The organism is Alcanivorax sp. 97CO-5 (genome assembly GCF_000524665.1).
GTDB lineage: Bacteria > Pseudomonadota > Gammaproteobacteria > Pseudomonadales > Alcanivoracaceae > Alcanivorax > Alcanivorax borkumensis.
In genome coordinates, this window is record NZ_KI965881.1 from 53,660 (window position 1) to 78,101 (window position 24,442).

The following is a 24,442-nucleotide window of genomic DNA, read 5'->3' on the forward strand; positions in this document are numbered from 1 at the left end:
AAGCCTGTAGTAGGCGGTCTGACGGACACAGAGACACACAGGATTACTCGCATAGCCACATCAGGGACGAAACGTGAGCACGCCAAAGGGAACCGAACAATCCGCCCCCCGCCGCACCCGCCTTCGCGAGTGGCTGGCGCCCTATATCCCGGCGTATTTCCCGGTAGCCTGGAAGCTTGGGCTATCCATCTCTCTGTTGATTCTCTGCGGCATGACCATCCTCGGCACCCTGTTACTCAATAACCAACTCAGTCGCATGCGCGACCAAGCTGATAGCTTCGGCACCGCGATTGCCCAACAGCTGGCTAATACCGTCCGTGAACCCCTATTAGCTGACGATACCTTTTTCCTCAAAGTGCAACTCAACAACCTGACCCGAAGTGAAAGCGTGCGTGGCGCCGCCCTGTTTGGCCGCGACGGCAACCTGACCGATAAAGCGGGCATTCTGCCGCTGGCCGCCTCACCTCTGCACGAGCAGGTAAAACGCTGGGACCTGGAAGACGAACCCATCACAACATACTACGCCCCCATCAAGATCAGCGATGTGGTCGCCGGCCATACCGCCATTTCCCTCTCGGACCGCCCCATTATGGCCGCCCGCCAAGCGGTGCGGGACACCATGATCACCGCCACGCTCATCATGAGCGTGATCGCCATTGTCGTCGCCTTCCTGATTAGCCGCCGGCTGGCCCAACCCATTCATGACCTGCTGGCCGCCACCAGTGCCATGCGCAAGGGCGACCTGAACTATCGCATTCAGGACCGCCGCAACGATGAAATCGGCGGCCTGATTGAGGCTTACAACACCATGGCTCATGGCATGCTAGAAAAGGACCAAGTAGAGCGTGTGTTGCAACGCTTCGTCAGCCCATCCGTGGCCCGTAACATGATGGCCGATTTGGATCAGGTGCAACTAGGTGGTCGTGACGTTTCTGCAACCGTGATCTTTGCGGACATCGTCGGCTTTACCCGTCTATCCGAGAACTTGGCACCAGACGCAATCGCCGACATGCTCAATGTCTATTTCGATGCTATCACCACAGCTACCAGCTTTTACCGAGGGACCATTGACAAGTACATGGGCGATTGCGCCATGATCGTGTTCGGGGTGCCAGAAAAAGATGACGAGCACCTATTCCATGCGCTGTGTTGTGCTGTAATGATTCAGCGGCTAGTAAAACGCCTGAATGAATACCGCAATGCCCGAGGCGAGACCACCGTTACATTCCGCATCGGCATCAATTCCGGCGCTATGCTGGCTGGCAACTTGGGCTCGCGCGATCGCATGCAATACACCGTAGTCGGCGACGCAGTAAATCTGGCCTCCCGACTGTCAAATATGGCTGGAGGCAACGAGATCATTGCCGCAGCACCGCTACTGTCCAATCCCAACATTGCCTCACGGGTACGCGCCACGGAATGCGGAGCCATGCGCATTCGCGGCAAAGAGCAACCAGTGAGCACTCACCGCATTGATGGTGTTCACGCCTTGTCCGAAACCCTAATGGAACAGCGTATTGCCCAGTTTCTGGCAAAACTGAATACGGAGCATGAACGTGTACAAGGCGAGTAGCCTAACCCTAGCCACGGTACTGGCCGGCTGCACCACCTTCGCCAACCCCCACCCAGAAAACGATGTCAGTGCGGCGCTGGAGCAACACGACTACGCCAAAGCCGCGCAGATCATCGAACAGGCAGATCCTAAACACCCGCAGTATGCCATCCTTCAAGAACAGTACGCTGGCGTTCGCCTGGCCAGCCAAGAGTATCGGCTCCACGTCGTTCAGCACGCAGAAGAACTGGCCCGAAAACAACAATGGGACGCTGCCTTTACCCTGCTGGAAACCAACCGCGACAAGGTACTGGACTCTTCCGCCATTGATGAACTCCGCAATACTCTGGTCCCGATGGAAGCCCGTCAGCTTAATCCGTTGCTAGCCGAGCGACGCCAGGCCCAAGCGCAAGCCTTGTTGAGTAACAAGGATCTGGCACTTCATCTTGCCGACTTTCACGCTTTAGCGGCAAAGCAGGAGCGTCAGGCACTGGCCGAAGAGCGAGAATTACTGATCGCAGACCTTACCACTCTGGGCAACTATTTCGCGGATCAGGAGCAATGGGTTCAGGCCCGCAACCTGCTCCGCTACGCCCATCAGTTGGCACCAGAGGCCGAACCAGCACCCAAACTGGCTCAGGCGCAGCAAGTGCTCAACAATGAACAACGGCGAGCCCGCGCCAAGCGTAACCGGGCTCTGCAGGCTGAGGCCGAACAGTTAATGACCCGCTATCAGCGCAATGGCCAACTGCAATCATTACTGTCCGCACGGGCCTTCCTAAACCAACAGAAAAACAACCCTGCACTGGCTTCACACCGCAAACGCCTTGAACAATGGTGCCGACGGCGCTTTGCCGAAGAAATAAATACTGGCGAAGCCCTCTATGCCCACGGACAGTATCGCGAGGCCTACCGAATCTGGAAACAGATAGCTCCGCTGTACCCAGATAACGAAGAGCTGAACAAGAAACTCGAACGCAGTGAGCGGGTGTTGAACAACCTACGCGACCTGGAACAACCCTGACCGTTTCCAAATGCTGCATCCCTTTCCTAACAGGCTACTTTTAAGTCGAATTCATAGCATGCTGCATAAATCATAAGTCGTTTTTCAAGCGCAGAGTGGCGCATAAAAAAACGCGCCGAAGCGCGTTTTTTATGCCACAGAAACCCTATGCAGCCCTACAGATCAGAATCTCCTTCTGCTTGGCGATCAACTCCGGGTACCGTTTTCGGCCGCTTATCTTCAATGTCTTTTTTGGTGGCCGGTACCGGTCTATTCTGCTGGTTGAAGTAGGCATCACGGAAATCCTGTGGCACCGGAGTCCGCCCCTCAAAGATATGATCCAAACTCTGCGGAATAGGGTTTTTCTCAACCTGCTCCAACTCTCCGTCATCATTAAGCCGGAATTGAAGGGCCGTCAGCCCCATGTATTTATCACGGCTCATTTCTACCAATCGATCATTATTGCCTAGAATCGTCGGCTTTAGGAAAACCATCAGATTACTCTTCACCCTGTCCTTGCTGGTTGAGCGAAATAAAAAGCCCAACACCGGAATATCGCCTAGAAACGGCACTTTTCGAACCGTCACCCGGATATCATCTTTGATCAGCCCACCCAGAGCGATGGTTTCTGCATCATCAGCCAATACGGTGCTTTGCAGCTTACGAGTGGTCGTCACGATATCAACGGCATCACCCGCCGAGTCCTTCACTGCAGAGCTTTCCTGCTCCAACTCCAAGCGAATGGTAGAGAGTCCGGCCACGTGAGGAGTAACTTTTAACGTCAGGCCCACGTCCTCACGTTGAATCGTGGTAAATGGGTTGGACACCCCCGAACCGGTATTGGTGCTCTGCCCGGTCACAAACGGGACATTCTCGCCAACGATGATGGACGCTTCTTCATTATCCAGGGTTAGAATGCTCGGGGTGGAAAGGAGATTCACATCTGATGAGGTGGATAGAGCTTGAATCAATGCCCCCCATTTCAAGTCCCCGTCGGAATCGGTTTCCCCTAACCCAGCAGTAATCCCATCGCCTAGGCTCAGTCCAGACGGATCATCCGAGGCCAGCGCCTGGACGACAGAGTTGACGCTTAATCCATTACCACCGAAGTTAACGGCGCCAACGCCATCTTCATTGCTACCGCCTACATACTGGAAGCCCAGGTTTTTCCCTTGCTCCCCAGAAATTTCCACAATGGCCGCCTCAATCAGGATTTGTGCCCGGCGCACATCCAGCTTGCTGATTACCGATTGTATTTGTTTCATCATTGCTGGTTTGGCACGAACTACCAGCGCATTCAACGATTCATCCGCCTGAATCGACACCTCGTTGTTATTCAACGCAACGGAGGTCGTCTTGCCATCGCCCCCAGCCCTGTTCACCGAGGCACCATCAACAAAGTTCTTCAACAACTCGGCCATGCTCTTGGCATCACCATGGCTTAGGCGAATAACCTTCGCACCACTATTGTTCGTTTCCTCGGTGTCTAGGCTGCGAACCATCTGTAGCATTCGCTGGCGGGTAACACGGTCACCTTTAATGATCAGTCGATTGGTCCGCTCATCTGCCACGACGATAACACCACCTTCAGCGGATTTACCCCCGCGCCCACCGGTCTGTGGTGTCAGGCTTTCCAGCATTTTCACCATGTCACCGGCAAATGCATGTTTCAATTTCAGCACCTGAACATCTTCCGATTCCGCGCTATCAAGGCTGGAGATAATCGCCTCCATACGACGAATGTTATCCAGATGGTCGCTGATAATCAGTGCATTGGCGGACCCGACAGCAGCCAAATGGCCATATTGAGGGACCAATGGGCGCAGCACAGGAACCAATTCTTCCACCGGCGTGCTCTCAACCGCAATGACGCGGGTGACGAGCTCCTCACCGGAAGAGCTCCCCTTGTCGACTAACGGAAGATTACTTTGTTTAGCCGTGGTATTAGGCACAATCTTGGTAATGTCACCGACCGACACGGCCGCATAACCATGGACCTGCAATACGGACAAGAATAATTCATACACCTCATTAGAGGTCAGGGATTTAGTAGATACCACAGTGACATCCCGCGCACGAACCCGCGGATCCACCACAAAGTTCTTGCCGGTCATCTGGGCCACCTGGCTGATAAACGCCTGAATGTCCGCATTGCGAATATTTACCGTCCAGCTCTCACCGTCATCGCTGGCCTGTACTTGGTTCGTTGTCTGCGCGTGAAGCGAGGTCACCATGACAGCGGACAGCGCTAGCAGCAGCATTATTTTTGATAAAGACGTTCTGAAAAAAGGCGTCATAAAACCACTCATTAAGGCGGATAGTTCACGGTAAATTGTTGGTCACCCCGTTGCACCACAATGGATGCTTTCTGGGTGTCCTGATACGAACGCAGAGCCGCCACGTCGTTGCTTTCTGTTCCTAGCGGATGCCCGTTAACCGAGAGAATTACGTCATCGCTTCGTAGACCAACCTGCGCAAGCAATTGTTTTGGTGCACCTTTACCCAACCGATAACCAGCACTGCCACTCTTATCAATAGGGTCCAGCCCCAGCTGGCCAATAATCGTTTTGCGCTGGCGCGCCAAATCCGCGGGGCTGCCTTGTGCTACAGTGCGGTTACGACTCGGCGGCGGTGTAGGCTTTTGCTTGACTTGAGCGACTCCTCCCAACACAGAATCACTCCAGCGCAGTGTTTCCAGCCGACCTGCTCGACGCAAGATAACCCGATCTGGATACACTTCTTCTAACTTGGCATTACCGGGAATGCTATCCCCGATATGGTATAGCTCACCTTCTTTGCCCTTCTCAGCAATAATCGCCGTAGCCCGTTTGGTATCGGCATTCTGAAAAACACCTAACAGTTCCAGGCGCAACCGGGTATCAGGGGCATCTGTCGGCCGGTCTTTATCGATACTGGCTGCCGCCTCATACTGGCCAAACAACTGCCAGCCATCCACCTGGGACTGAGATAGAATCGGCGCGTCGCCAGACGACGATACATCCAAGCGCGTCTTGCTATTGCTCTGCACTCGCTCACTGGGACCATACCACAGTAGCCATACGGTCTGCGCCAGCACATAGGCCATCGCGACCACCAGCAATACAGCAATCACCCACCGAAGCGGCGCCCCCCATTGCTGTTGTTTTACCCAACTCGCCAGTTGCGACATAACCGTCCCGCGACTTCCTTATCGTTATTACCGATGCAAGGCTACAAACCTGCCGAATTCTACTGTTTATTATTGCAGTATAGTGTTACTGACCACCGAACAAGACAAGAGGTTGCGACATCTGGAATACCACATCGTCCGGGTCGCCGCCCTGACTCACGCCCAATAGCATAGGCCAAGCTCGCCGAACCTCTAGCTCAAAACGCCCATTAGCTAACCTAGCATCCAATAGCGAATTATTATCCGGGTCCTCCACCTGCAGTGTGGGTTGTTCATTATTCATGCTTAAACGACCCTGCAATACCGGCACCAACGCCGAGCCATTACGCCCCCAACTCACGGTACCGCCACTGTACTGGAGCGTGCCTTGCAACTGCTTGATCCTACTATCGCCAAAGGAAAGCTGCATCAACGTCGCGTCCACGCGCCCACTCGCACTACCCTGGGGAATGTGCTCTGTCACCAGTGCCATAGGCAAGGAAAGCCGCGCATGCTGCAGTTGCCAATCCCCCCAGTCCGCGCCCAACCAAGTCGACAGGCGCGCTGCATCATCGGTGGTACGCATTTTCAATGTCAACCCTGGCACTAATCCGTGCCAGTCTAGCGACCATTGCACAGAGCCCTGGCGGCGTTGCCATTGCCAATTGGCTTTCCCGTCCCACCAAACCCCCTGGGGGTTGGTCAGAACCAACGGTGCACCACCCGGCCGCAGCGCCGGAACACGCTCTACCAACACAGCCGCAGGCATTAGTAGCAGTAAAAACAGCAGCAGACTAACGCCAAAAAGCAGCGCTAGTGTTATTTTTCGAGGCATAACGGGGCCGGTTTCCTGTCCGTCATTCAGAACGGAATATCGTCGTCGAAGTCATCCGCTGGGCCGCTGAAACCACCGCCCTGATTGGTGTTTTGGTTCTGTGCTGGCTGGCCACTACCGGCTCCAGGCTGACCATCATTACCGTAGCCACCCTGATTGCCTTGAGGGGCAGCGGACTGGGAATAACCACCCTGACCACCACCATCACCACGGCCATCTAACATCTGCATCTCGTTGGCCACAATCTCGGTAGTATAACGGTCTTGACCATCCTGCCCTTGCCATTTGCGGGTACGGATAGAGCCTTCAATGTAAACTTTGGAGCCCTTTTTCAGATACTCACCGGCAATCTCGCCTAGTTTGTTGAAGAGCACCACCCGATGCCACTCAGTGCGTTCCTGCATTTGGCCGCTCTGGCGGTCTTTCCAGCTCTCGCTGGTGGCCAAGCGCACATTCGTGACCGCGCCACCGCTGGGCATAAAGCGGGTTTCCGGATCCGCACCCAGATTACCGATCAAAATTACCTTATTAACGCCGCGCGCCATGTTTCTCTCCGTGACTTCTTATGGTCTAGCTACTGTCTGAAATCCTACCATCATTGATGGACGACAAATTCGTGAAGCCGTCCATTGTGTCAGCTTTGCCCGGTCCCCGCGACACCCAGTAACTGCTGCTCGTCCAACAGACTGGAGTCCACTTTCAGCAAGGCCAGTGCTTGCTCTTCCACGACCACTGTTTCCACCACCCCGGGGACAGATCTCAGCCGCTCAGCCAAAGCAGCCCAATCATTCCCAGGGGCCAATGACAGCACCCGATTATCCAGCCGGGGCAACTCTTTCATTCCTACCAGCACCAGCAACCAGAACAGAGCCAACACACCACAGCTGTAAAAGACCGCTTCTGCCCCAACCCATTGATAAAGGGCTCCGCCCATCTGTCCGCCGACAAAGACGCCCAGGAACTGACTGGTTGAGTACACCCCCATAGCCGTTCCCCGCGTACCCGCCGGCGCCGCGCGCCCGACTAAAGAGGGCAGCAAGGCCTCTAGTAGATTAAAAGCGGTAAAGAAAACCAATAATGCCAAAACGAAATGCCACAATTGCGCCCCAGCTAACGCCAACACCAGCTGAGAGAGCGCCAGCAACACCACCGCCAATCGCTTCATGGGAACCGCCCCTCGGCGCTCCGCGCGGATAATTAATGGCACCATGGCCACAAACCCAGCCACCAGAACCGCCAGATACAGCAGGCTGTGACTTTGCAATGTCAGCCCCAATCGATCGCTGAGCAACGCCGGCACCACCACAAAAGATGCGGTCATAATCAAGTGCAGGCTAAAAATACCCACATCAAAACGCAGCAATGTCTTGCTCCCCAACACCCGACGGAACCGTTCTGATACAGGCAGCGCCTCACCCTGCAAGGCTTTTGGCGCCGGCACCACAAACGCCACCAGCAAAGCGAAACCACCCAACACTGACGTCATCCAGAATAGGCCAGACAAACCTAGCCACCCAGCCAGCAAGGGCCCCAAAATCAGTGCAAGAACAAAAGAGCCGCCCACCGACATACCAATCAAAGCCATAGCTCGGGTGCGATGCTTTTCAGTCACAACATCCCCGATCAGTGCCATAATGACACTGGCAATCGCCCCTGCGCCTTGCAAAGCACGCCCGGCAATGACCCCGTAAATGTGGTCACTCATCGCGGCTACCGCGCCGCCAGCAATAAACAGCAATAGGCCGATAAGCAATAGCGGCCGGCGCCCAAAGCGATCCGACAACATACCAAAAGGGATCTGTAGCAATGCCTGCATCAAGCCGTAGGCACCAATAGCAGTACCAATTAATAGCGGTGAAGCCCCTTCAAGAGCTTGCCCGTAAACGGCAAAAATAGGCAGAATCATGAACAGACCGAACATCCGCAACGCAAAAATCGTTGCCAGATAGCCAGTGGCCTTCAGTTCTGTCCGTTGCAGAGCATGAGAAGATGATGCCGTCATGAACCGTTATCGCTCCTAACCCGGAGAGGTCCGGACGCCGCAACGAATGGCTACCGCAGACCTGACCGATACAAAAGGGCACGCAGTGTAGCAGATTCCGGCTCCATCAGAACCCGAGCGACGCCCTCACTGCAGGCAACTTTTAATCGTGAAAACCGCAAAACTCCAATGCTTCAAATTGAACCCCCGTCAAAGCGGTGATAAATTGACAGGCTGATCAGTTTTTTTTCTTAGGTTTTAAGCCTAAGCAATCACGGACGAGAGCAATGAATAGCCAAGAACATATCCAACAAGTTTACGTAGTAGGCAGCCAACAACTGCAAAACGCCCTGCTTACCGAATTCCTCGTCAAGAAAGACATGGCAGCCAAAAGTATTCCCACTGCCCTGGATATTACCATTGATGCCCTGCGCGAAAACGGTCAGAACCTATTCCTGGTGGACTACCACTCCGTAGACGTTAACGAAGTCATCGCCCACCTACTAGAAGCAGACCAAGAAGTGGAGAGCGATGTCTTGATCGCGGTTTTCAACGTTGACAGCGATGAGTCACTCTCCAAGCTCGCCGGGCTTCCCATGGTCAACGGCGGCTTCCAGCACGACTGTCCCCAGGCCCTTCTAAGCAAAGGCCTCAAGGCAATTCTCGATGGTGAACTATGGTTCCCTCGCGCCGTGCTGCAAACCTACCTAATGAAAAGCCGCACTTTCAACAAGACGTTTTCACGCAGCGAGGTCAGCCTAACCGACCGGGAAGTTGAGGTGCTGAAGGTGATGGCCACAGGCGCAAAGAACTCCGACATCGCCTGCAGCCTGAACCTGAGCCCACACACCATCAAGACCCACATCTACAATATTTTCAAGAAAATCAACGCCTCCAACAGACTACAAGCGGTGAACTGGGCCCAGGAAAACCTATAGTCACCCAAGTCTCACCATGCATGATGCCAGACACCAGCTTTTCACGTTCTGCGGCTGGCATCATGCGCCCGGCGTCCCTTATACTGCCCTGTTCATTTTGACAGTAGTCTGAAACGGGCGTTTTACTCTATGGATACCATCGTAGTACGCGGTGCACGCACCCATAATCTGAAGAACGTGGACCTGGATATTCCCCGGGACAAACTGGTGGTTATTACCGGTCTGTCAGGCTCCGGCAAATCTTCCCTCGCCTTCGACACCCTTTACGCAGAAGGGCAGCGCCGATATGTGGAGTCACTATCCACCTACGCCCGCCAGTTTCTATCAATGATGGAAAAGCCCGATGTGGATCACATCGAGGGGCTGAGTCCAGCGATTTCCATTGAACAAAAGTCTACTAGTCATAACCCTCGCTCCACTGTGGGCACCATTACCGAAATCTACGACTACCTGCGTCTACTCTTCGCCCGAGTTGGAGAGCCCCGCTGCCCCGAACATGGCGCCCCGCTAGCCGCGCAGACCATCAGCCAGATGGTAGACCAAGTACTGGCCATGGAAGAAGGCAGCAAACTCATGCTGCTGGCTCCAGTAATCCGCGAAAAGAAGGGTGAACACGCCCATCTATTCGAAGAGCTACGCGCCCAAGGCTTTATCAGGGCTCGCATTGATGGCCGCATCTACGACATGGATGATACGCCGGACCTAGACAAAAACAAAAAGCACACTATCGAAGTGGTGGTGGATCGCTTCAAAGTCCGCAGCGACCTACAGAACCGGCTGGCAGAGTCATTCGAGACGGCGCTAAATCTGGCCGACAATATCGCCGTAATAGCCCCCATGGAAGGGGAAGGGGAAGAAACCACATTCTCTGCCAAATTCGCCTGCCCTACCTGTGGTTACTCGATCCCCGAACTAGAACCGCGCCTGTTTTCCTTCAATAACCCAGCTGGTGCCTGCCCCAGTTGCGATGGCCTGGGCATAAAACAGTTCTTCGATGAAGGCAAAGTGATCAACTCCGATGAACTTTCTCTTTCCGAAGGCGCCATCCGCGGCTGGGACCGCCGCAACGTTTATTACTTCCAGATGCTCAACTCGCTGTCCCAGAGCATTGGTTTCGACATGGATACGGCGTTTAAAGATCTCCCCAAAGAGGTCCGCAGCAAGGTGCTGCATGGTACTGGTAAGGAAAGTATCGAATTCCGCTACCTAAACGACCGTGGTGACATCATCAAACGCAACCATCCATTCGAAGGGATCATCCCGAACATGGAGCGCCGCTACCGGGAAACCGAATCTGATGCAGTTAGAGAAGATTTGCTCGGCTACATGTCCACCTCTAGTTGCCCAAGCTGCAACGGCTCACGCCTTCGTGAAGCTGCCCGTCATGTTTTCATTGAGCAAACCACTCTCCCCGAAGTGGTTCGACTTCCCGTTGGTAAAGCCCATGCCTATTTTAGCAATCTGAAATTGCCCGGCAGCCGTGGCGAAATCGCCGGCAAAATCCTCAAGGAAATTAGTGACCGGCTGCAATTTCTGGTCAATGTAGGACTGGAATACCTAACCCTTGAACGCAGCGCAGAGACCCTGTCCGGCGGCGAAGCTCAACGTATTCGCCTCGCAAGCCAAATAGGCGCGGGTCTAGTGGGTGTCATGTATGTACTGGACGAACCCTCAATCGGTTTGCACCAGCGCGACAACGAGCGCCTGCTCAATACTCTGACTCGACTTCGCGACTTGGGTAATAGCGTACTGGTTGTAGAGCACGATGAAGACGCCATCCGACTGGCCGACCACGTTATTGATATTGGCCCAGGAGCGGGCGTTCACGGTGGCAAGGTCATCGCCCAAGGCAGCGCCCAAGATGTAGCCGACAACCCAGATTCATTAACTGGCGATTACCTATCCGGCCGCAAAAAAATAGCGGTCCCCACTCAACACCGTCCACACAATGATGACCGATGGTTAACCTTGCTCGGAGCCACAGGGAACAACCTCAAAGGCCAGCCATTGAACATTCCCGTAGGCTTACTGACCTGTATCACCGGCGTATCGGGCTCCGGAAAGTCCACGTTGATCAACGGCACGCTCTACCCCCTGGCCGCGACCAAACTCAATAAGGCTACAACTCTGACGCCATCCCCTCACGAATCCATTGAAGGGCTTGAGCATTTCGACAAGGTGGTGGATATCGATCAAAGTCCCATCGGTCGCACCCCGCGCTCCAACCCGGCCACCTACACCGGTATTTTCACCCCGGTGCGGGAATTGTTCGCGGGCACCCAGGAAGCACGCGCCCGCGGCTACAAGCCAGGGCGCTTCAGCTTCAATGTTAAAGGGGGACGCTGTGAAGCCTGTCAGGGGGACGGGGTTATCAAAGTCGAGATGCACTTCCTCCCAGATATCTATGTTCCATGCGAAGTCTGCAATGGCCAGCGCTATAATCGGGAAACGTTGGAGATCACCTACAAGGGTAAGAACATTTTCGAGGTGCTGGATCTGACCATTGAAGATGCTCGCGAATTTTTCGATGCCGTACCTTCGCTGGCACGCAAACTCCAGACCCTCATAGATGTGGGCCTCAGCTATGTAAAACTCGGCCAGGCAGCAACCACACTATCCGGTGGCGAAGCCCAGCGGGTCAAACTGGCCAAGGAATTGTCACGCAGGGATACCGGCAACACCCTGTACATCCTCGATGAGCCTACCACCGGCCTGCACTTCCATGACATCCAGCTCCTGCTGGACGTGCTCAATCGCCTGGCCGACCACGGCAACTCCGTGGTGGTGATCGAACACAACCTGGATGTAATCAAGACCGCTGACTGGATCGTGGATCTGGGGCCCGAGGGCGGTGACGGTGGCGGTGAGATCATCGCCGAAGGCACTCCAGAAGAGGTCGCCAAGGTTAAAGGCAGCCATACTGGGCGCTTTCTCAAACCCATGCTGAAATAATGCAGCGGGTCTGGTACCGGCATAGCAGACGACGGGGCGGCAAGGACGCCAAGCCCCTATCCGCCTCTTTCTTAAAGGGCACCGCGAGAGTTACGCCGTGACGAATAGCACATTCCCACGCCCTGTCACGCAGCCGCAGCCTGCCCCTCACCAGCCCGTCATATTTCGCCTGCAGACTCCCCCCAATCACCATCATTGAGGCGAGTCATGAAACGGATTAACGCATTGAAAGGCTGCATCGCAGCACTGGCCATGGGCGCTGCCGCTACAGCCTGTGCCGCTCAGACACCGGATCACAACACCCCAGGTGACGCCAATCGCACAGCCCCTCAGCACGCCACGGCTCATAGCAGTAGCGTATCGCTCGGCCCTCGCCCCTATTACTTGGTCTCTGATATGGATGCCGGGCCAGTCAAAGAGGCCCTACAGGCCTGCGCCGCGGAGCACCGCCCGCAGCGACGGACCGACTTTTCCATCGGCCACCGCGGTGCGCCGCTGCAATTCCCGGAGCACACCGAAGAATCCTACCGTGCAGCAGCACGTATGGGCGCAGGCATTGTGGAATGTGACGTTACCTTTACCAAAGACCGGGAGCTGGTTTGCCGTCATTCACAGTGCGATCTCCATACCACTACCAACATCCTGGAAACCGAGCTGGCCAACCAGTGCAGCGAACCGTTCAGCCCGTTTGATGGCACACACGCCGCCAGTGCGAAATGCTGTACCAGTGACATCACTCTGGCCCAGTTCAAAACCCTGAAAGGGAAGATGGATGGCGCCAACCCTCAAGCCACCACCGTAGACGAGTACCTGAATGGCACCCCCGACTGGCGCACCGAGCTCTACCGCCAACGCGGCACCCTGCTCAGCCACCAGGAAAGCATCGCCCTGTTCCGCCAGCTGGGAGTCAAAATGACCCCGGAACTGAAGGCCCCTCAAGTACCCATGCCCTATCAGGGTGATTACAGCCAGCAGGACTATGCACGGCAAATGATCCGTGACTACCAAGAGGCAGGCGTCAGCCCCCACCGCGTCTATCCACAATCATTCAACCTAGAGGATGTACGCTATTGGTTATCGGCCACACCAGCCTTTGGCCGCCAGGCGGTTTACCTAGACGGCCGCGACAGCAACGGACTCGACCCGCAAAACCCCGGCACCTGGCAACCCGACATGGCAACGCTGAAAGGCTACGGGGTCAACATCATCGCCCCGCCGTTATGGATGCTGGTTACCACAGATGCCCAGAACCGCATCATCCCAAGCGTCTATGCCCGCTCCGCACAACAGGCCGGCGTAAATATGATTGCCTGGTCCCTGGAACGCTCCGGACTATTGGCCAACGGTGGCGGCTGGTACTACCAAAGCATCCCTTCAGCCACCAATAACGACGGCGATGTCCTGACGCTACTGGATGTACTGGCCCGCCAAGTCGGCGTCATCGGTGTCTTTTCCGACTGGCCCGCCACCACCACCTTTTATGCCAACTGCCTGCGACAACACAACACCCCATCCCGCGCACGACAATAGCGCAGCCACACCGCTCTTTACCCCGCCCGCCCTGTGGCTGTGCATTATCGCCACCAGGCGGGCTGAATTGATGGCACGTTTTCTGCTTTGTACCAAGCTATATACAGGCCGAGGAGTACGAGCATGGAATCCACCCTAGACCACCGTTGGCTGATGCAGTACAACATCGTTAATCTGGTCAACCAGTGCCGCCGCTTAATTCGCGCTGAATTTGATGAAAATCTTTCACTCACCGATCCGGAACTACGAATCAAACTGGCCCATTTTGCAGGCTACACCCGCTCACAAGGGCTTCAGCGTTTGTACGGTGAGGTTCGGCTCGCATTACTCAACCTGGAAGGTGCTGACCCACGGCCCCAGCGGTCAGCTCACCCTTCAGCCCGCCTCTATCGCGGGCAAAAAGTGATCAGCCCAAGGTCAGGTAACTCAGCCGCGAAGACACACCCGCGTCCTGAACAAAAAGCAATAATGTATCGAGGTAGAACCACCGCACAAAACTAACAGGGTGATTTACGGGGAAAGCCCAAAGGTGCTCAAATCCAGCGGCAGGCTGTCACCCAACCACATAACCAGTTCTGTATGATCCCGCAGGTCATCGCCGCTAAGGCCATGCACAAACACCGTGAGCCCATTTCGGCTGGCCATCAACCAGGGAATCACCTCTCCAACAAGACGCCGAGGGAGAGTCAACTGGCAGCTCCAGCATGGATGTGGGCCCACCGGTTTTCGGTGCATATGCCCCATGGGAATCGAAAAACGCTGGTGGGCCGCCTGGCAGAGCGCCGCAGCCTGGGAAAAGGTGTGCTCGTCGAAATAGACGTGAGCATGGAAGCCGTTGATCGCCATATGCTATGCCCGTTGATTACATCACCAGCATAGCCCATGGATTCGCACATGCAACAGGCATAAAAAAACCGGGCATCGCCCGGTTTTTTTAGAACAATTAACGCTTACTCTTCGTCAGCGTCAACCAGTTCAGGACGGTCAACAAGCTCAACATAGGCCATCGGTGCGTTATCGCCCGCACGGAAACCCATCTTAAGAATGCGGATGTAGCCACCCGGACGCTCTTGGTAACGAGGCCCCAGTTCGTTGAAAAGCTTACCAACCATTTCCTTAGAACGGGTACGGTCGAAAGCTAAACGACGGTTTGCAACTGAGTCTTCCTTGGCCAAAGTGATCAGCGGCTCAGCCACACGACGGAGCTCTTTAGCCTTCGGCAACGTGGTCTTGATCGCTTCGTGCTCCAGCAGAGACACAGCCATGTTACGGAACATCGCCTGACGATGAGAGCTGTTCCGGTTCAGTTTTCTGCCGCTTTTGCGATGACGCATGATTCTGTTCCTATGTTCAGGGGCGCTTCACAGCGTCCACAACAACTAATTAGCGCAACTTGGCGTTCAACCGGTCATCGTCGCGAAGGCTGACCGGTGGCCAGTTCTCCAGACGCATACCCAGTGAAAGCCCTTTAGAGGCCAGCACATCTTTAATCTCGGTCAGCGACTTCTTACCCAAGTTCGGGGTTTTCAGCAGCTCGACCTCGGTACGCTGTACCAGATCACCGATGTAGTAGATGTTTTCCGCTTTCAAACAGTTAGCGGAGCGAACCGTTAGCTCAAGATCATCAACCGGGCGTAGCAAGATAGGATCGATCTCCTCACGTTCTTGCTTCGGCTCAGGCTTGGCATCCTGTTCCAAATCTACAAACACCGCAATTTGCTGCTGCAGAATTGTTGCTGCACGACGAATCGCTTCTTCTGGCTCAATGGTACCGTCTGTTTCCAGATCAATGACCAGCTTGTCCAAATCAGTACGCTGCTCAACACGTGCCGCTTCGACCACATACGCGACACGACGAACTGGGCTGTAGCTGGCATCCAGCTGCAGACGGCCAATTCCGCGGGTTTCGTCATCTTCAGACTGACGGGAATCCGCTGCGACATAACCGCGTCCTTTCTGTACTTTCAGCTTCACACGCAGTTCGGTGTCGCCAGTAATCGTACAGATCAGGTGATCCGGGTTAACAATCTCAACGCTGTGATCACGCTGGATATCATTCGCGGTAACGACACCAGGACCTTTCTTGACCAGCTCAAGGGTCGTTTCTTCGCTATCTTCCATTTTTAAGGCAACGCCTTTGAGGTTAAGAAGAATATTGATCACATCTTCTTGCACCCCTTCAATGGAAGAGTATTCATGCTGCACACCGTCGATTTCCACCTCGGTGATCGCACAGCCAGGCATGCTGGAGATCAAGATGCGGCGCAGCGCAGTCCCCAGGGTGTGCCCAAAACCACGCTCCAGCGGTTCCAGAACCACTTTAGCGTGAGTCTGGTTGATCGCGTTGACCGCGATCGAGCGGGGCGTGAGAAAGTCGTTCACGGCGGTCATAGAGATCCCTCAGGCAGTCCTTACTTGGAGTACAGCTCGACGATCAGATTTTCGTTGATCTCGGCAGGCAGGTCGATACGCTCAGGCTTAGCCTTGTAGGTACCTTCCAGCTTCTTATCATCAACTTCAATCCACGGCATAAAGCCACGCTGCTGAGCGAGCTCCATGGCGTTTTTCACGCGCAGCTGGTTCTTGGACTTCTCACGAACGTTGATCTGATCGCCAGGCTTAACCTGGTAAGAAGCAACATTCACGGACTGACCGTTAACCAGAATGGCACGATGGCTAACCAGTTGACGCGCTTCGGAACGAGTAGAGCCAAAGCCCATACGGTAAACCACGTTATCCAGACGCCCTTCCAAAAGCTGCAGCAGAACTTCGCCTGTAGCACCTTTAGAGGCAGCGGCTTTTTTATAGTAGCTACGGAACTGTTTTTCTAACACACCATAGGTACGACGAACTTTTTGCTTCTCGCGCAGCTGCACGCCGTAGTCAGACAACCGTGCTGGGCGGCGGCCGCTCGCACCAGCAGCCTGACCAGGAGCCTGGTCAGCTTTACACTTAGATTCCAGAGGGCGAATACCACTCTTCAGGAACAAATCAGTGCCTTCTCGACGGGAAAGCTTGCACTTGGGACCGATGTATCTTGCCATCTTGCTCTAACTCCCGTTACACGCGACGCTTTTTAGGCGGACGGCAACCGTTATGGGGAATCGGCGTTACGTCCTCAATATGGGTGATCTTGTAACCGCAGCCATTCAGGGCACGAATAGAAGATTCACGACCCGGACCTGGGCCTTTCACCCGCACTTCAAGATTTTTCAGACCGTAGTCCTTCGCTGCGTTACCCGCGTTCTCAGCCGCCACCTGGGCAGCAAACGGGGTACTTTTACGGGAACCACGGAAACCAGCACCACCAGAAGTCGCCCAAGACAACGCATTGCCCTGACGATCAGTGATTGTGATGATGGTGTTATTGAAGGAAGCGTGCACGTGGGCGATACCGTCTGCAACGGTACGCGTTACCTTCTTACGACGTGCGCCACTATCTTTCTTTGACTTAGCCATAATGCCTATCCAAATCCAGCCGCTGTCTAATTCAGCTTATTTGCGAATCGGTTTACGCGGACCTTTACGGGTACGCGCATTGGTCTTGGTACGCTGACCGCGAAGCGGCAAGCCGCGACGATGGCGAATACCACGGTAACAACCGAGGTCCATCAGACGCTTGATGTTCATGTTGATTTCCCGGCGCAGGTCACCTTCGGTAGAGAACTTGGCAACCTCGCCACGAATGGCGTCAAGTTGCTCACCGGTCAGCTCGCGAACTTTCGCGGTCTGCTCAATACCGGTCGTTGCACAGATAGATTCTGCACGGGTACGACCGATCCCGAAGATGTAGGTGAGAGAAATCACCGTGTGCTTATTTTCCGGGATGTTAACGCCTGCAATACGGGCCATCCGAATATCTCCGATTCACAAAACGGGTGGCGCCAGGCTCATAGGCGCCGAAAGGCGGCAGAGTCTAGCGCTACGCCGACTGAATTTCAACCAAACACTTAAAAGAAGACTAAAACCTTAACCTTGGCGCTGCTTGTGCCGGGGTTCGGCACTGCAGATCACCATGACACGCCCCTTACGACGGATCACTTTGCAGTTACGGCAGATCTTCTTTACAGAAGCCTGAACTTTCATCGCACTCGCCTCGTTCGTTAACGCACCAGACCGGTGCCACCATACCCTTTCAGGTTGGATTTCTTCATCAACTTCTCGTACTGGGTGGACGTCAGGTGCGAATTAACCTGTGACCAGAAGTCCATAACCACAACCACGACGATCAGCAAAGAGGTACCACCCAAGTAGAAGGGCACATTGGCAACAGCTTGCAGACCCAGCGGCAGTAAGCACACCAGCGTCATGTATACCGCACCGATCAGAGTCAAACGGCCCATCACTGTGTCGATATAGCGAGCGGACTGCTCGCCCGGGCGAATGCCCGGAATATAAGCGCCGGATTTCTTCAGGTTGTCAGCGACATCCTTCGGATTAAACACCAGCGCTGTATAAAAGTAGCAAAAGAATACAATTGCCAAGGTAAACAGCAAAATATACAGCGGCGTACCCGGCAGCAGAGCTTCACTCACATTGCGCAATGCCTGACCCCACCAAGAATCCGGATTGGAGTCACTGAACCACTGGGTCAATGACGCCGGAAACAATAGTATTGAGCTGGCAAAAATCGCAGGAATAACGCCTGCCATGTTCACTTTCAGCGGCAGATGACTCTGCTGCGCCGCATACACTCGACGGCCTTGTTGGCGACGTGCGTAATTTACGGTAATACGACGCTGTCCACGTTCCACATAGACCACACCGAAAATCACGGCCATGGCAACCAGGAACACAAACAACATCATGATCAGGCTCAGATCTCCGGTTCGCGCGGACTCAAAGGTCTGTGCTACCGCACCAGGCAGGCCTGACACAATAGAGGCGAAAATCAGCATGGAAATACCGTTGCCGATACCGCGCTCTGTAATTTGTTCACCCAGCCACATCAGGAAAACGGTACCAGTAACCAATGTGCTGACAGCAACAAAATAGAAGCTGGCAAGCTGCATAGTGCTGGCCGTCTCCGGCAGCAGTGTAATGCCTTGGCTATTGAGACCGGCAACCATGCCAAAAGACTGGATCGCCCCCAAAACCACCGTTAGGTAACGTGTGTATTGGGTTATTTTACGCCGCCCCTGTTCACCTTCTTTGCGAAGCTGTTCTAGGGTTGGTACCACAGCAGTCATCAGCTGAATAACAATGCTAGCCGTGATATAGGGCATAATGCCCAACGCAAAAATACTCATGCGCTCCAGTGAGCCACCAGAGAACATGTTAAACAGGCCAAGAATGGTGTCCCGGTTGTTGTTGAACATCTGTTGCAACGCTTCCGGGTTCATGCCCGGGACCGGGATATGCGCCCCGACCCTGAACACCACCAAGGCGCCCAACAGAAAACCGATACGCCGCCAGAGTTCACGCATTGCGTTACCGTCTGCTTTGGGCGCACCACCATTTAGTGTTTGAGCGCGATTCTTCGCCATAAAGCGCAGCCTTACTCTTCGACTTTACCGCCAGCTTTTTCAACCGCTTCACGGGCGCCTTTAGTAAGGCCAACACCACGAACGGTCACTGCGCGATCGATTTCACCTTGCAGAACAATCTTAGCGCGCTTCATGTCACGACGAACAATGTTGGCTGCTTTTAAAGAAGCCAGATCGATCACGTCACCTTCCACTTTCGCTAGTTCAGCTAGACGGACCTCAGCGGTACCCATTGCCAACTTGGACGTGAAACCGAACTTCGGCACACGACGCTGCAGCGGCATTTGACCACCTTCGAAACCGGGCTTTACAGAACCACCGGAGCGAGACTTCTGACCTTTATGACCACGGCCACCAGTCTTACCCAAGCCGGAACCGATACCGCGACCTACGCGCTTACCTTCCGGACGGGAACCTTCAGCGGGATGCAAATCATTAAGACGCATCACTTATTCTCCCTCTACCTGCACCAGGTACGACACCTTGTTAATCATGCCGCGCACTGACGGGGTATCTTCAACTTCAACGGTGTGGCCAATGCGGCGCAGACCGAGACCACGCACACAAGCCCTATGCTTTTCAAGCCGGCCGTTGGTGCTCTTAACCAGCTTTACCTTGATCTTTTCAGCCATCGTATCGATTCCGCTTATCTGCGCTTAGTTCAGAATCTCATCAACAGACTTGCCACGCTTGGCAGCCACAGATTCCGGAGAAGCCATGGATTTCAGACCATTGAAGGTAGCCCGAACCACGTTTACCGGGTTTGTGGAGCCGTAGCACTTGGCCAGTACGTTCTGAACGCCTGCGACTTCCAGTACGGCGCGCATAGCACCGCCGGCAATCACACCGGTACCTTCATCGGCCGGCTGCATGTACACCTTAGAGGCACCATGACGGGCCTTCATTGGGTGCTGGATGGTGGTGCCATTCAGCTCCACCTGAATCATGTTGCGGCGGGCAGCTTCTAAGGCTTTCTGGATAGCAGCAGGCACTTCACGCGCCTTACCACGACCAAAGCCAACTTTACCCTTGCCGTCACCCACTACAGTCAACGCGGTAAAACCAAAAATCCGGCCGCCTTTTACTACTTTAGCAACCCGGTTTACCTGAACCAGTTTTTCCTGCAGACCTTCGTTGGGATCAACCTTCGCCATAACCAAGCACCCTTAGAATTCAAGCCCGTTTTCACGCGCGGCATCAGCCAGCGCCTTTACGCGACCGTGATATTTAAAACCAGAACGGTCAAAGGCTACGCGCTCAATGCCCGCTTCTTTAGCACGCTGAGCGATGATCTGACCAACTTTGGTCGCTGCATCAGCGTTGCCGGTAGCGTCAGCACGCAAATCTTTCTCCACTGTGCTGGCAGAAGCCAACACCTGGTCGCCTGCCGCAGAGATTACCTGCGCATAAATATGACGCGGGGTACGATGTACGCAAAGGCGAACTTCACCCAACTCGCGAATCTTCAGACGAGTGCGTTTGGCCCTGCGTAGACGTGCAACTTTTTTGTCTTTCATGGCATCAATCTCGACGATTATTTCTTCTTGGCTTCCTTACGGCGCACTTGCTCATCAGCATAGCGCACCCCTTTGCCCTTGTAAGGCTCAGGCGGACGGAAGGCCCGAACATTGGCAGCAACTTGACCTACCAGTTGCTTATCAATGCCTTTAATGACAATTTCTGTCTGGCTCGGAGTTTCAACGGTAATCCCTTCTGGCAATTGGTAAGCCACCGGATGGGAGAAACCGAGGGTCAAGTTAAGAACCTTGCCCTGAGCCTGCGCGCGGTAACCAACACCCAAGAGTTGAAGCTTACGCTCAAACCCATCGGCAACGCCGGTTACCATGTTATTCAGCAGAGCACGCGTGGTTCCAGCTAACGCCCAGCCCTTCTGAGAGTCGTCGTGGGGTTTAACCGACACCACGCCATCTTCCAAGGACACTGCTACCAGCTCGTGAACTTCATGCTCCAGGCTGCCTTTGCCACCTTTTACAGCGACTTTTTGGCCATCGATTTTAACCTCGACGCCTTTAGGCAGATTTACCGGACTTTTTGCTACTCTAGACATTGCTGCACCTAACCTGTCTACGCCGCTTCTGTTAGGACACTTCGCAGATCAGCTCGCCACCAATATTGGCTTTGCGCGCTGCGCGGTCAGAAATAATGCCCTGATTAGTGGATACGATCATAACACCAAGGCCATCTTTAACCTTGGGGATCTCACCCGCGGACTTATAAACCCGCAGACCAGGACGGCTTACCCGTGCAATCTTCTCGATCACCGGACTGCCTTCGTAATATTTAAGCTCAACCGTCATTACCGGTTTTTTATCGCCAGTTACTTCGTAACCTGCGATGTAGCCCTCGTCCTTCAGTACTTTGGCAACAGCTTCCTTTGCTTTTGAAGCAGGAATCTCTACCTGTACTTTCTTGGCCATCTGGGCGTTACGGATACGTGTAAACATATCCGCCAGGGTATCTTGCATGCTCATGCCGCAATCGCTCCGCTACCTAAAATCTTGGCTTATTACCAGCTGGCTTTAACCAGACCTGGAACGTCACCGCGCATCGCTGCTTCACGCAGCTTGATCCGGCTAAGGCCGAATTTGCGGTAGTAACCGTGCGGACGACCGGTTAGACGACAGCGATTACGCTGACGAACCGGAGAAGAATCGCGCGGCAATTTTTGCAGCTGAAGCTGAGCATCCCACTTCGCTTCAGGTTCTGCATTGGGATCCTGGATGATCGCCTTAAGCGCTGAGCGCTTGGCGGCAAAACGCTGAACCAGCTTTGTGCGTTTTGCTTCCCGGTTTTTCATGGATTCTTTAGCCATGATAAATCCTCTTAGCCCTTCAGCGGGAAGTTGAAGGCGCGCAGCAGCGCCCGTGCTTCGTCATCAGTCTTGGCTGTAGTGGTAATGGTAATATCCATACCACGCAGCTTATCGACCTTGTCGAAATCGATTTCCGGGAACACGATCTGCTCACGCAGACCCATGGAGAAGTTGCCCCGGCCATCGAAGGATTTCGGATTCAAACCACGGAAGTCACGAATACGTGGAATGGCAACAGAAACCAGACGCTCAAGGAATTCATACATTCTCTGATTGCGCATGGTCACCTTGCAGCCAATCGGCCAACCTTCACGGATCTTGAAGCCTGCAACAGACTTCCGCGCGTTGGTTACCAGCGGCTTCTGACCAGAAATGGCCGTCATATCCGACAAAGCACCTTCCATCGCTTTACGATCCGCAGAAGCTTCACCAACACCCATATTAAGGGTGATCTTGGTGATCTTCGGCACTTCCATGATGTTACCGAGACCAAGCTCTTCTTTCAGCTTGGGCGCGATTTCGTCTTGATAAATCTTTTTCAGATCACTCATGGGTCACCTAACCTACAGCGCTTCGCCGTTGGACTTGAAGAAGCGAACTTTTTTGCCGTCTTCAAACCGGAAGCCCACACGATCCGCTTTCTGCGTCTTGGGATTCCAGATGGCAACGTTGGAAGCGTTTAGCGATGCTTCCTGTTCTACGATGCCGCCTTGAGTACCACGGTTAGGATTGGCTTTAACATGCTTCTTGACCATGTTAACGCCAGCAACGATGAGGCGACCATTGTCCAGAACTTGCTGAACAGAGCCACGCTTACCTTTGTCCTTTCCCGCAATTACGATGATTTCGTCATCACGCTTAATCTTGAGCATTACCTTCACCCGCCTTTACAGAACTTCAGGTGCCAGGGAAATGATCTTCATAAATTGCTCAGTACGCAGCTCGCGCGTTACTGGGCCGAAGATCCGAGTACCAACCGGTGCTTTGTTGTTGTTCAACAACACGGCGGCATTTTCATCAAAACGAATCAAAGATCCGTCAGGACGACGTACACCTTTACGGGTACGAACAACCACAGCGGTCATCACGTCGCCTTTCTTGACACGGCCGCGAGGAATCGCTTCCTTTACTGTGACCTTGATGATGTCACCAATGCCTGCATAGCGGCGGTGAGAACCACCCAGCACTTTGATGCACTGTACTCGACGGGCGCCACTGTTATCAGCAACCTCGAGCATGCTTTCGGTCTGAATCATCGCTTAATCTCTCCAACTCTGCCCTTACAGGCAGCCACAGCAACGGTCCGTTTAGGCCTTAGACTGTTCAACTACGTTAACCAGCATCCAAGCTTTACGCTTAGACAGCGGCCGGCACTCCTCGATGGTGACCAGGTCACCTTCACGACATTGATTTTCTTCATCATGCGCCATCAGTTTAGTGGAACGCTTGATGATCTTGCCGTAAATCGGGTGCTGAACCCGGCGCTCTACCAACACAGTGATAGTTTTGTCACCTTTATTAGAGATGACTTTGCCGGTAGCGGTCCGGCGCATTGTGTTCGCCTCTGCCATGACTAGTTACCCTGTTTCTCTCTCAGAATGGTCTTTACGCGCGCAATATTGCGGCGAACCGTCCCAAGCTCATGGGTTTTAGAAATCTGACCGGACGCGCTCTTCATACGCAGCTTGAATTGTTCCTCAAGCAGCTCGATTTGCGTCTGCTGCAGCTCCTCGACACTCTTTTCTTTCAGCTCGCTCGCTTTCATGGCTTACATCACCGTCCGAGTAACGACACGGGTGCTTACCGGCAGCTTGGCCGCGGCCAGACGGAACGCTTCACGCGCAACGTCTTCTGACACACCTTCCATTTCGTAAAGCATTTTCCCGGGTTGAATTTGAGCAACCCAGTACTCTACAGAACCTTTACCTTTACCCATCCGCACTTCAAGAGGCTTATTGGTAATCGGCTTGTCCGGAAATACCCGGATCCAAATTTTACCGCCCCGCTTGATATGGCGGGTCATTGCACGTCGGGCTGCTTCGATCTGGCGCGCAGTAATACGGCCACGACCAGTCGCCTGCAGGCCAATGGTGCCGAAAGACACCTTGCTGCCCCGCTGTGCCAGGCCACGGTTACGGCCCTTCATCACTTTCCGGAATTTGGTACGCTTCGGCTGCAACATCG

General features: G+C 54.1%; 32 protein-coding genes. 6 read left to right on the forward strand and 26 right to left on the reverse strand.

Annotation, left to right across the window (positions count from 1 at the left end; genetic code table 11):
- Window positions 1-73 precede the first annotated feature (73 nt).
- Window positions 74-1,573, forward strand: coding sequence for an adenylate/guanylate cyclase domain-containing protein (locus Y017_RS04665; RefSeq protein WP_035459299.1), 1,500 nt, complete (start codon window positions 74-76; stop codon window positions 1,571-1,573).
- The gene (locus Y017_RS04670; RefSeq protein WP_035459301.1) at window positions 1,551-2,576 is read left to right on the forward strand and encodes a hypothetical protein; all 1,026 of its coding nucleotides are present in this window, start codon (window positions 1,551-1,553) and stop codon (window positions 2,574-2,576) included. Before Y017_RS04665 ends, Y017_RS04670 begins: the two co-directional genes overlap by 23 nt.
- Window positions 2,577-2,731: 155 nt before the next feature.
- Here Y017_RS04670 and gspD read toward each other — a convergent pair whose 3' ends face one another.
- The 5 genes from gspD to Y017_RS04695 form a co-directional block, all read right to left on the reverse strand.
- Window positions 2,732-4,852, reverse strand: coding sequence for a type II secretion system secretin GspD (gene gspD / locus Y017_RS04675; protein WP_231483397.1), 2,121 nt, complete (start codon window positions 4,850-4,852; stop codon window positions 2,732-2,734).
- A gap of 11 nt (window positions 4,853-4,863) precedes the next feature.
- On the reverse strand, window positions 4,864-5,724 hold the full coding sequence (locus Y017_RS04680; protein WP_011587718.1) for a type II secretion system protein N: 861 nt from the start codon (window positions 5,722-5,724) through the stop codon (window positions 4,864-4,866).
- Window positions 5,725-5,809: 85 nt separating this feature from the next.
- Window positions 5,810-6,538 carry a type II secretion system protein N gene (gspN, locus tag Y017_RS04685; protein ID WP_035459303.1) on the reverse strand — a complete coding sequence of 243 codons (729 nt, stop codon included), beginning with the start codon at window positions 6,536-6,538 and terminating at the stop codon, window positions 5,810-5,812.
- 26 nt (window positions 6,539-6,564) lie between these two features.
- A complete protein-coding gene (gene ssb / locus Y017_RS04690; RefSeq protein ID WP_011587716.1) occupies window positions 6,565-7,083 on the reverse strand; it encodes a single-stranded DNA-binding protein in 519 nt (172 codons plus the stop codon).
- 89 nt (window positions 7,084-7,172) lie between these two features.
- Window positions 7,173-8,540 (reverse strand): MFS transporter, encoded by a 1,368-nt coding sequence (locus tag Y017_RS04695; protein WP_035459306.1) that lies wholly within the window; start codon window positions 8,538-8,540, stop codon window positions 7,173-7,175.
- A 266-nt stretch (window positions 8,541-8,806) separates the two neighbouring features.
- Between Y017_RS04695 and Y017_RS04700 the strand changes: the two genes are divergently transcribed.
- From Y017_RS04700 to Y017_RS04715, 4 genes are all read left to right on the forward strand, one after another.
- Window positions 8,807-9,457 carry a response regulator transcription factor gene (locus Y017_RS04700; RefSeq protein WP_011587714.1) on the forward strand — a complete coding sequence of 217 codons (651 nt, stop codon included), beginning with the start codon at window positions 8,807-8,809 and terminating at the stop codon, window positions 9,455-9,457.
- Between the two features lie 129 nt (window positions 9,458-9,586).
- The gene (gene uvrA, locus Y017_RS04705; RefSeq protein WP_035459309.1) at window positions 9,587-12,409 is read left to right on the forward strand and encodes an excinuclease ABC subunit UvrA; all 2,823 of its coding nucleotides are present in this window, start codon (window positions 9,587-9,589) and stop codon (window positions 12,407-12,409) included.
- A gap of 207 nt (window positions 12,410-12,616) precedes the next feature.
- The gene (locus Y017_RS04710; RefSeq protein WP_035459311.1) at window positions 12,617-13,939 is read left to right on the forward strand and encodes a glycerophosphodiester phosphodiesterase family protein; all 1,323 of its coding nucleotides are present in this window, start codon (window positions 12,617-12,619) and stop codon (window positions 13,937-13,939) included.
- A 123-nt stretch (window positions 13,940-14,062) separates the two neighbouring features.
- Window positions 14,063-14,440: a hypothetical protein gene (locus Y017_RS04715; RefSeq protein ID WP_035459313.1), complete on the forward strand. Its 378-nt coding sequence runs from the start codon at window positions 14,063-14,065 to the stop codon at window positions 14,438-14,440.
- 9 nt (window positions 14,441-14,449) lie between these two features.
- Here the strand turns inward: Y017_RS04715 and Y017_RS04720 are convergent, their stop codons facing one another.
- The 21 genes from Y017_RS04720 to rplP all read right to left on the reverse strand — a co-directional run bounded on the left by Y017_RS04720 (window position 14,450) and on the right by rplP (window position 24,440).
- Window positions 14,450-14,785: a DOPA 4,5-dioxygenase family protein gene (locus Y017_RS04720; protein ID WP_011587710.1), complete on the reverse strand. Its 336-nt coding sequence runs from the start codon at window positions 14,783-14,785 to the stop codon at window positions 14,450-14,452.
- Window positions 14,786-14,889: 104 nt separating this feature from the next.
- Complete coding sequence (rplQ, locus tag Y017_RS04725; protein ID WP_011587709.1) at window positions 14,890-15,273, reverse strand: 50S ribosomal protein L17; 384 nt, start codon at window positions 15,271-15,273, stop codon at window positions 14,890-14,892.
- A 49-nt stretch (window positions 15,274-15,322) separates the two neighbouring features.
- Window positions 15,323-16,330, reverse strand: a complete 1,008-nt coding sequence (gene rpoA, locus Y017_RS04730; RefSeq protein ID WP_011587708.1) for a DNA-directed RNA polymerase subunit alpha — start codon at window positions 16,328-16,330, stop codon at window positions 15,323-15,325.
- 20 nt (window positions 16,331-16,350) lie between these two features.
- Window positions 16,351-16,983, reverse strand: coding sequence for a 30S ribosomal protein S4 (gene rpsD, locus Y017_RS04735; protein ID WP_011587707.1), 633 nt, complete (start codon window positions 16,981-16,983; stop codon window positions 16,351-16,353).
- Between the two features lie 16 nt (window positions 16,984-16,999).
- Window positions 17,000-17,398 carry a 30S ribosomal protein S11 gene (rpsK, locus tag Y017_RS04740; protein ID WP_011587706.1) on the reverse strand — a complete coding sequence of 133 codons (399 nt, stop codon included), beginning with the start codon at window positions 17,396-17,398 and terminating at the stop codon, window positions 17,000-17,002.
- 36 nt (window positions 17,399-17,434) lie between these two features.
- Window positions 17,435-17,791, reverse strand: coding sequence for a 30S ribosomal protein S13 (rpsM, locus tag Y017_RS04745; RefSeq protein WP_011587705.1), 357 nt, complete (start codon window positions 17,789-17,791; stop codon window positions 17,435-17,437).
- A 117-nt stretch (window positions 17,792-17,908) separates the two neighbouring features.
- Window positions 17,909-18,025, reverse strand: a complete 117-nt coding sequence (gene rpmJ / locus Y017_RS04750) for a 50S ribosomal protein L36 (RefSeq protein WP_008928865.1) — start codon at window positions 18,023-18,025, stop codon at window positions 17,909-17,911.
- Between the two features lie 17 nt (window positions 18,026-18,042).
- Window positions 18,043-19,425 carry a preprotein translocase subunit SecY gene (gene secY / locus Y017_RS04755; RefSeq protein WP_011587704.1) on the reverse strand — a complete coding sequence of 461 codons (1,383 nt, stop codon included), beginning with the start codon at window positions 19,423-19,425 and terminating at the stop codon, window positions 18,043-18,045.
- An 11-nt stretch (window positions 19,426-19,436) separates the two neighbouring features.
- The gene (gene rplO, locus Y017_RS04760; protein WP_035459315.1) at window positions 19,437-19,871 is read right to left on the reverse strand and encodes a 50S ribosomal protein L15; all 435 of its coding nucleotides are present in this window, start codon (window positions 19,869-19,871) and stop codon (window positions 19,437-19,439) included.
- 3 nt (window positions 19,872-19,874) lie between these two features.
- Window positions 19,875-20,057 (reverse strand): 50S ribosomal protein L30, encoded by a 183-nt coding sequence (rpmD, locus tag Y017_RS04765; RefSeq protein WP_007149547.1) that lies wholly within the window; start codon window positions 20,055-20,057, stop codon window positions 19,875-19,877.
- Window positions 20,058-20,081: 24 nt separating this feature from the next.
- A complete protein-coding gene (rpsE, locus tag Y017_RS04770; protein ID WP_035459318.1) occupies window positions 20,082-20,579 on the reverse strand; it encodes a 30S ribosomal protein S5 in 498 nt (165 codons plus the stop codon).
- A 12-nt stretch (window positions 20,580-20,591) separates the two neighbouring features.
- Window positions 20,592-20,942 (reverse strand): 50S ribosomal protein L18, encoded by a 351-nt coding sequence (gene rplR / locus Y017_RS04775; protein WP_011587701.1) that lies wholly within the window; start codon window positions 20,940-20,942, stop codon window positions 20,592-20,594.
- 17 nt (window positions 20,943-20,959) lie between these two features.
- Entirely contained in the window at window positions 20,960-21,493 is a 534-nt protein-coding gene (gene rplF / locus Y017_RS04780) for a 50S ribosomal protein L6 (RefSeq protein ID WP_011587700.1), read from the reverse strand.
- 31 nt (window positions 21,494-21,524) lie between these two features.
- A complete protein-coding gene (gene rpsH, locus Y017_RS04785) occupies window positions 21,525-21,917 on the reverse strand; it encodes a 30S ribosomal protein S8 (protein WP_011587699.1) in 393 nt (130 codons plus the stop codon).
- A 35-nt stretch (window positions 21,918-21,952) separates the two neighbouring features.
- Complete coding sequence (rpsN, locus tag Y017_RS04790) at window positions 21,953-22,258, reverse strand: 30S ribosomal protein S14 (RefSeq protein ID WP_011587698.1); 306 nt, start codon at window positions 22,256-22,258, stop codon at window positions 21,953-21,955.
- A gap of 11 nt (window positions 22,259-22,269) precedes the next feature.
- Window positions 22,270-22,809 carry a 50S ribosomal protein L5 gene (rplE, locus tag Y017_RS04795; protein ID WP_011587697.1) on the reverse strand — a complete coding sequence of 180 codons (540 nt, stop codon included), beginning with the start codon at window positions 22,807-22,809 and terminating at the stop codon, window positions 22,270-22,272.
- Between the two features lie 12 nt (window positions 22,810-22,821).
- Window positions 22,822-23,130 (reverse strand): 50S ribosomal protein L24, encoded by a 309-nt coding sequence (gene rplX / locus Y017_RS04800; RefSeq protein ID WP_011587696.1) that lies wholly within the window; start codon window positions 23,128-23,130, stop codon window positions 22,822-22,824.
- 15 nt (window positions 23,131-23,145) lie between these two features.
- Window positions 23,146-23,514 carry a 50S ribosomal protein L14 gene (gene rplN, locus Y017_RS04805; RefSeq protein WP_007151625.1) on the reverse strand — a complete coding sequence of 123 codons (369 nt, stop codon included), beginning with the start codon at window positions 23,512-23,514 and terminating at the stop codon, window positions 23,146-23,148.
- Window positions 23,515-23,565: 51 nt separating this feature from the next.
- On the reverse strand, window positions 23,566-23,829 hold the full coding sequence (rpsQ, locus tag Y017_RS04810) for a 30S ribosomal protein S17 (RefSeq protein ID WP_011587695.1): 264 nt from the start codon (window positions 23,827-23,829) through the stop codon (window positions 23,566-23,568).
- Between the two features lie 2 nt (window positions 23,830-23,831).
- On the reverse strand, window positions 23,832-24,023 hold the full coding sequence (gene rpmC, locus Y017_RS04815; RefSeq protein WP_011587694.1) for a 50S ribosomal protein L29: 192 nt from the start codon (window positions 24,021-24,023) through the stop codon (window positions 23,832-23,834).
- A gap of 3 nt (window positions 24,024-24,026) precedes the next feature.
- Window positions 24,027-24,440, reverse strand: a complete 414-nt coding sequence (rplP, locus tag Y017_RS04820; RefSeq protein ID WP_007150407.1) for a 50S ribosomal protein L16 — start codon at window positions 24,438-24,440, stop codon at window positions 24,027-24,029.
- Between the last annotated feature and the right edge of the window lie 2 nt (window positions 24,441-24,442).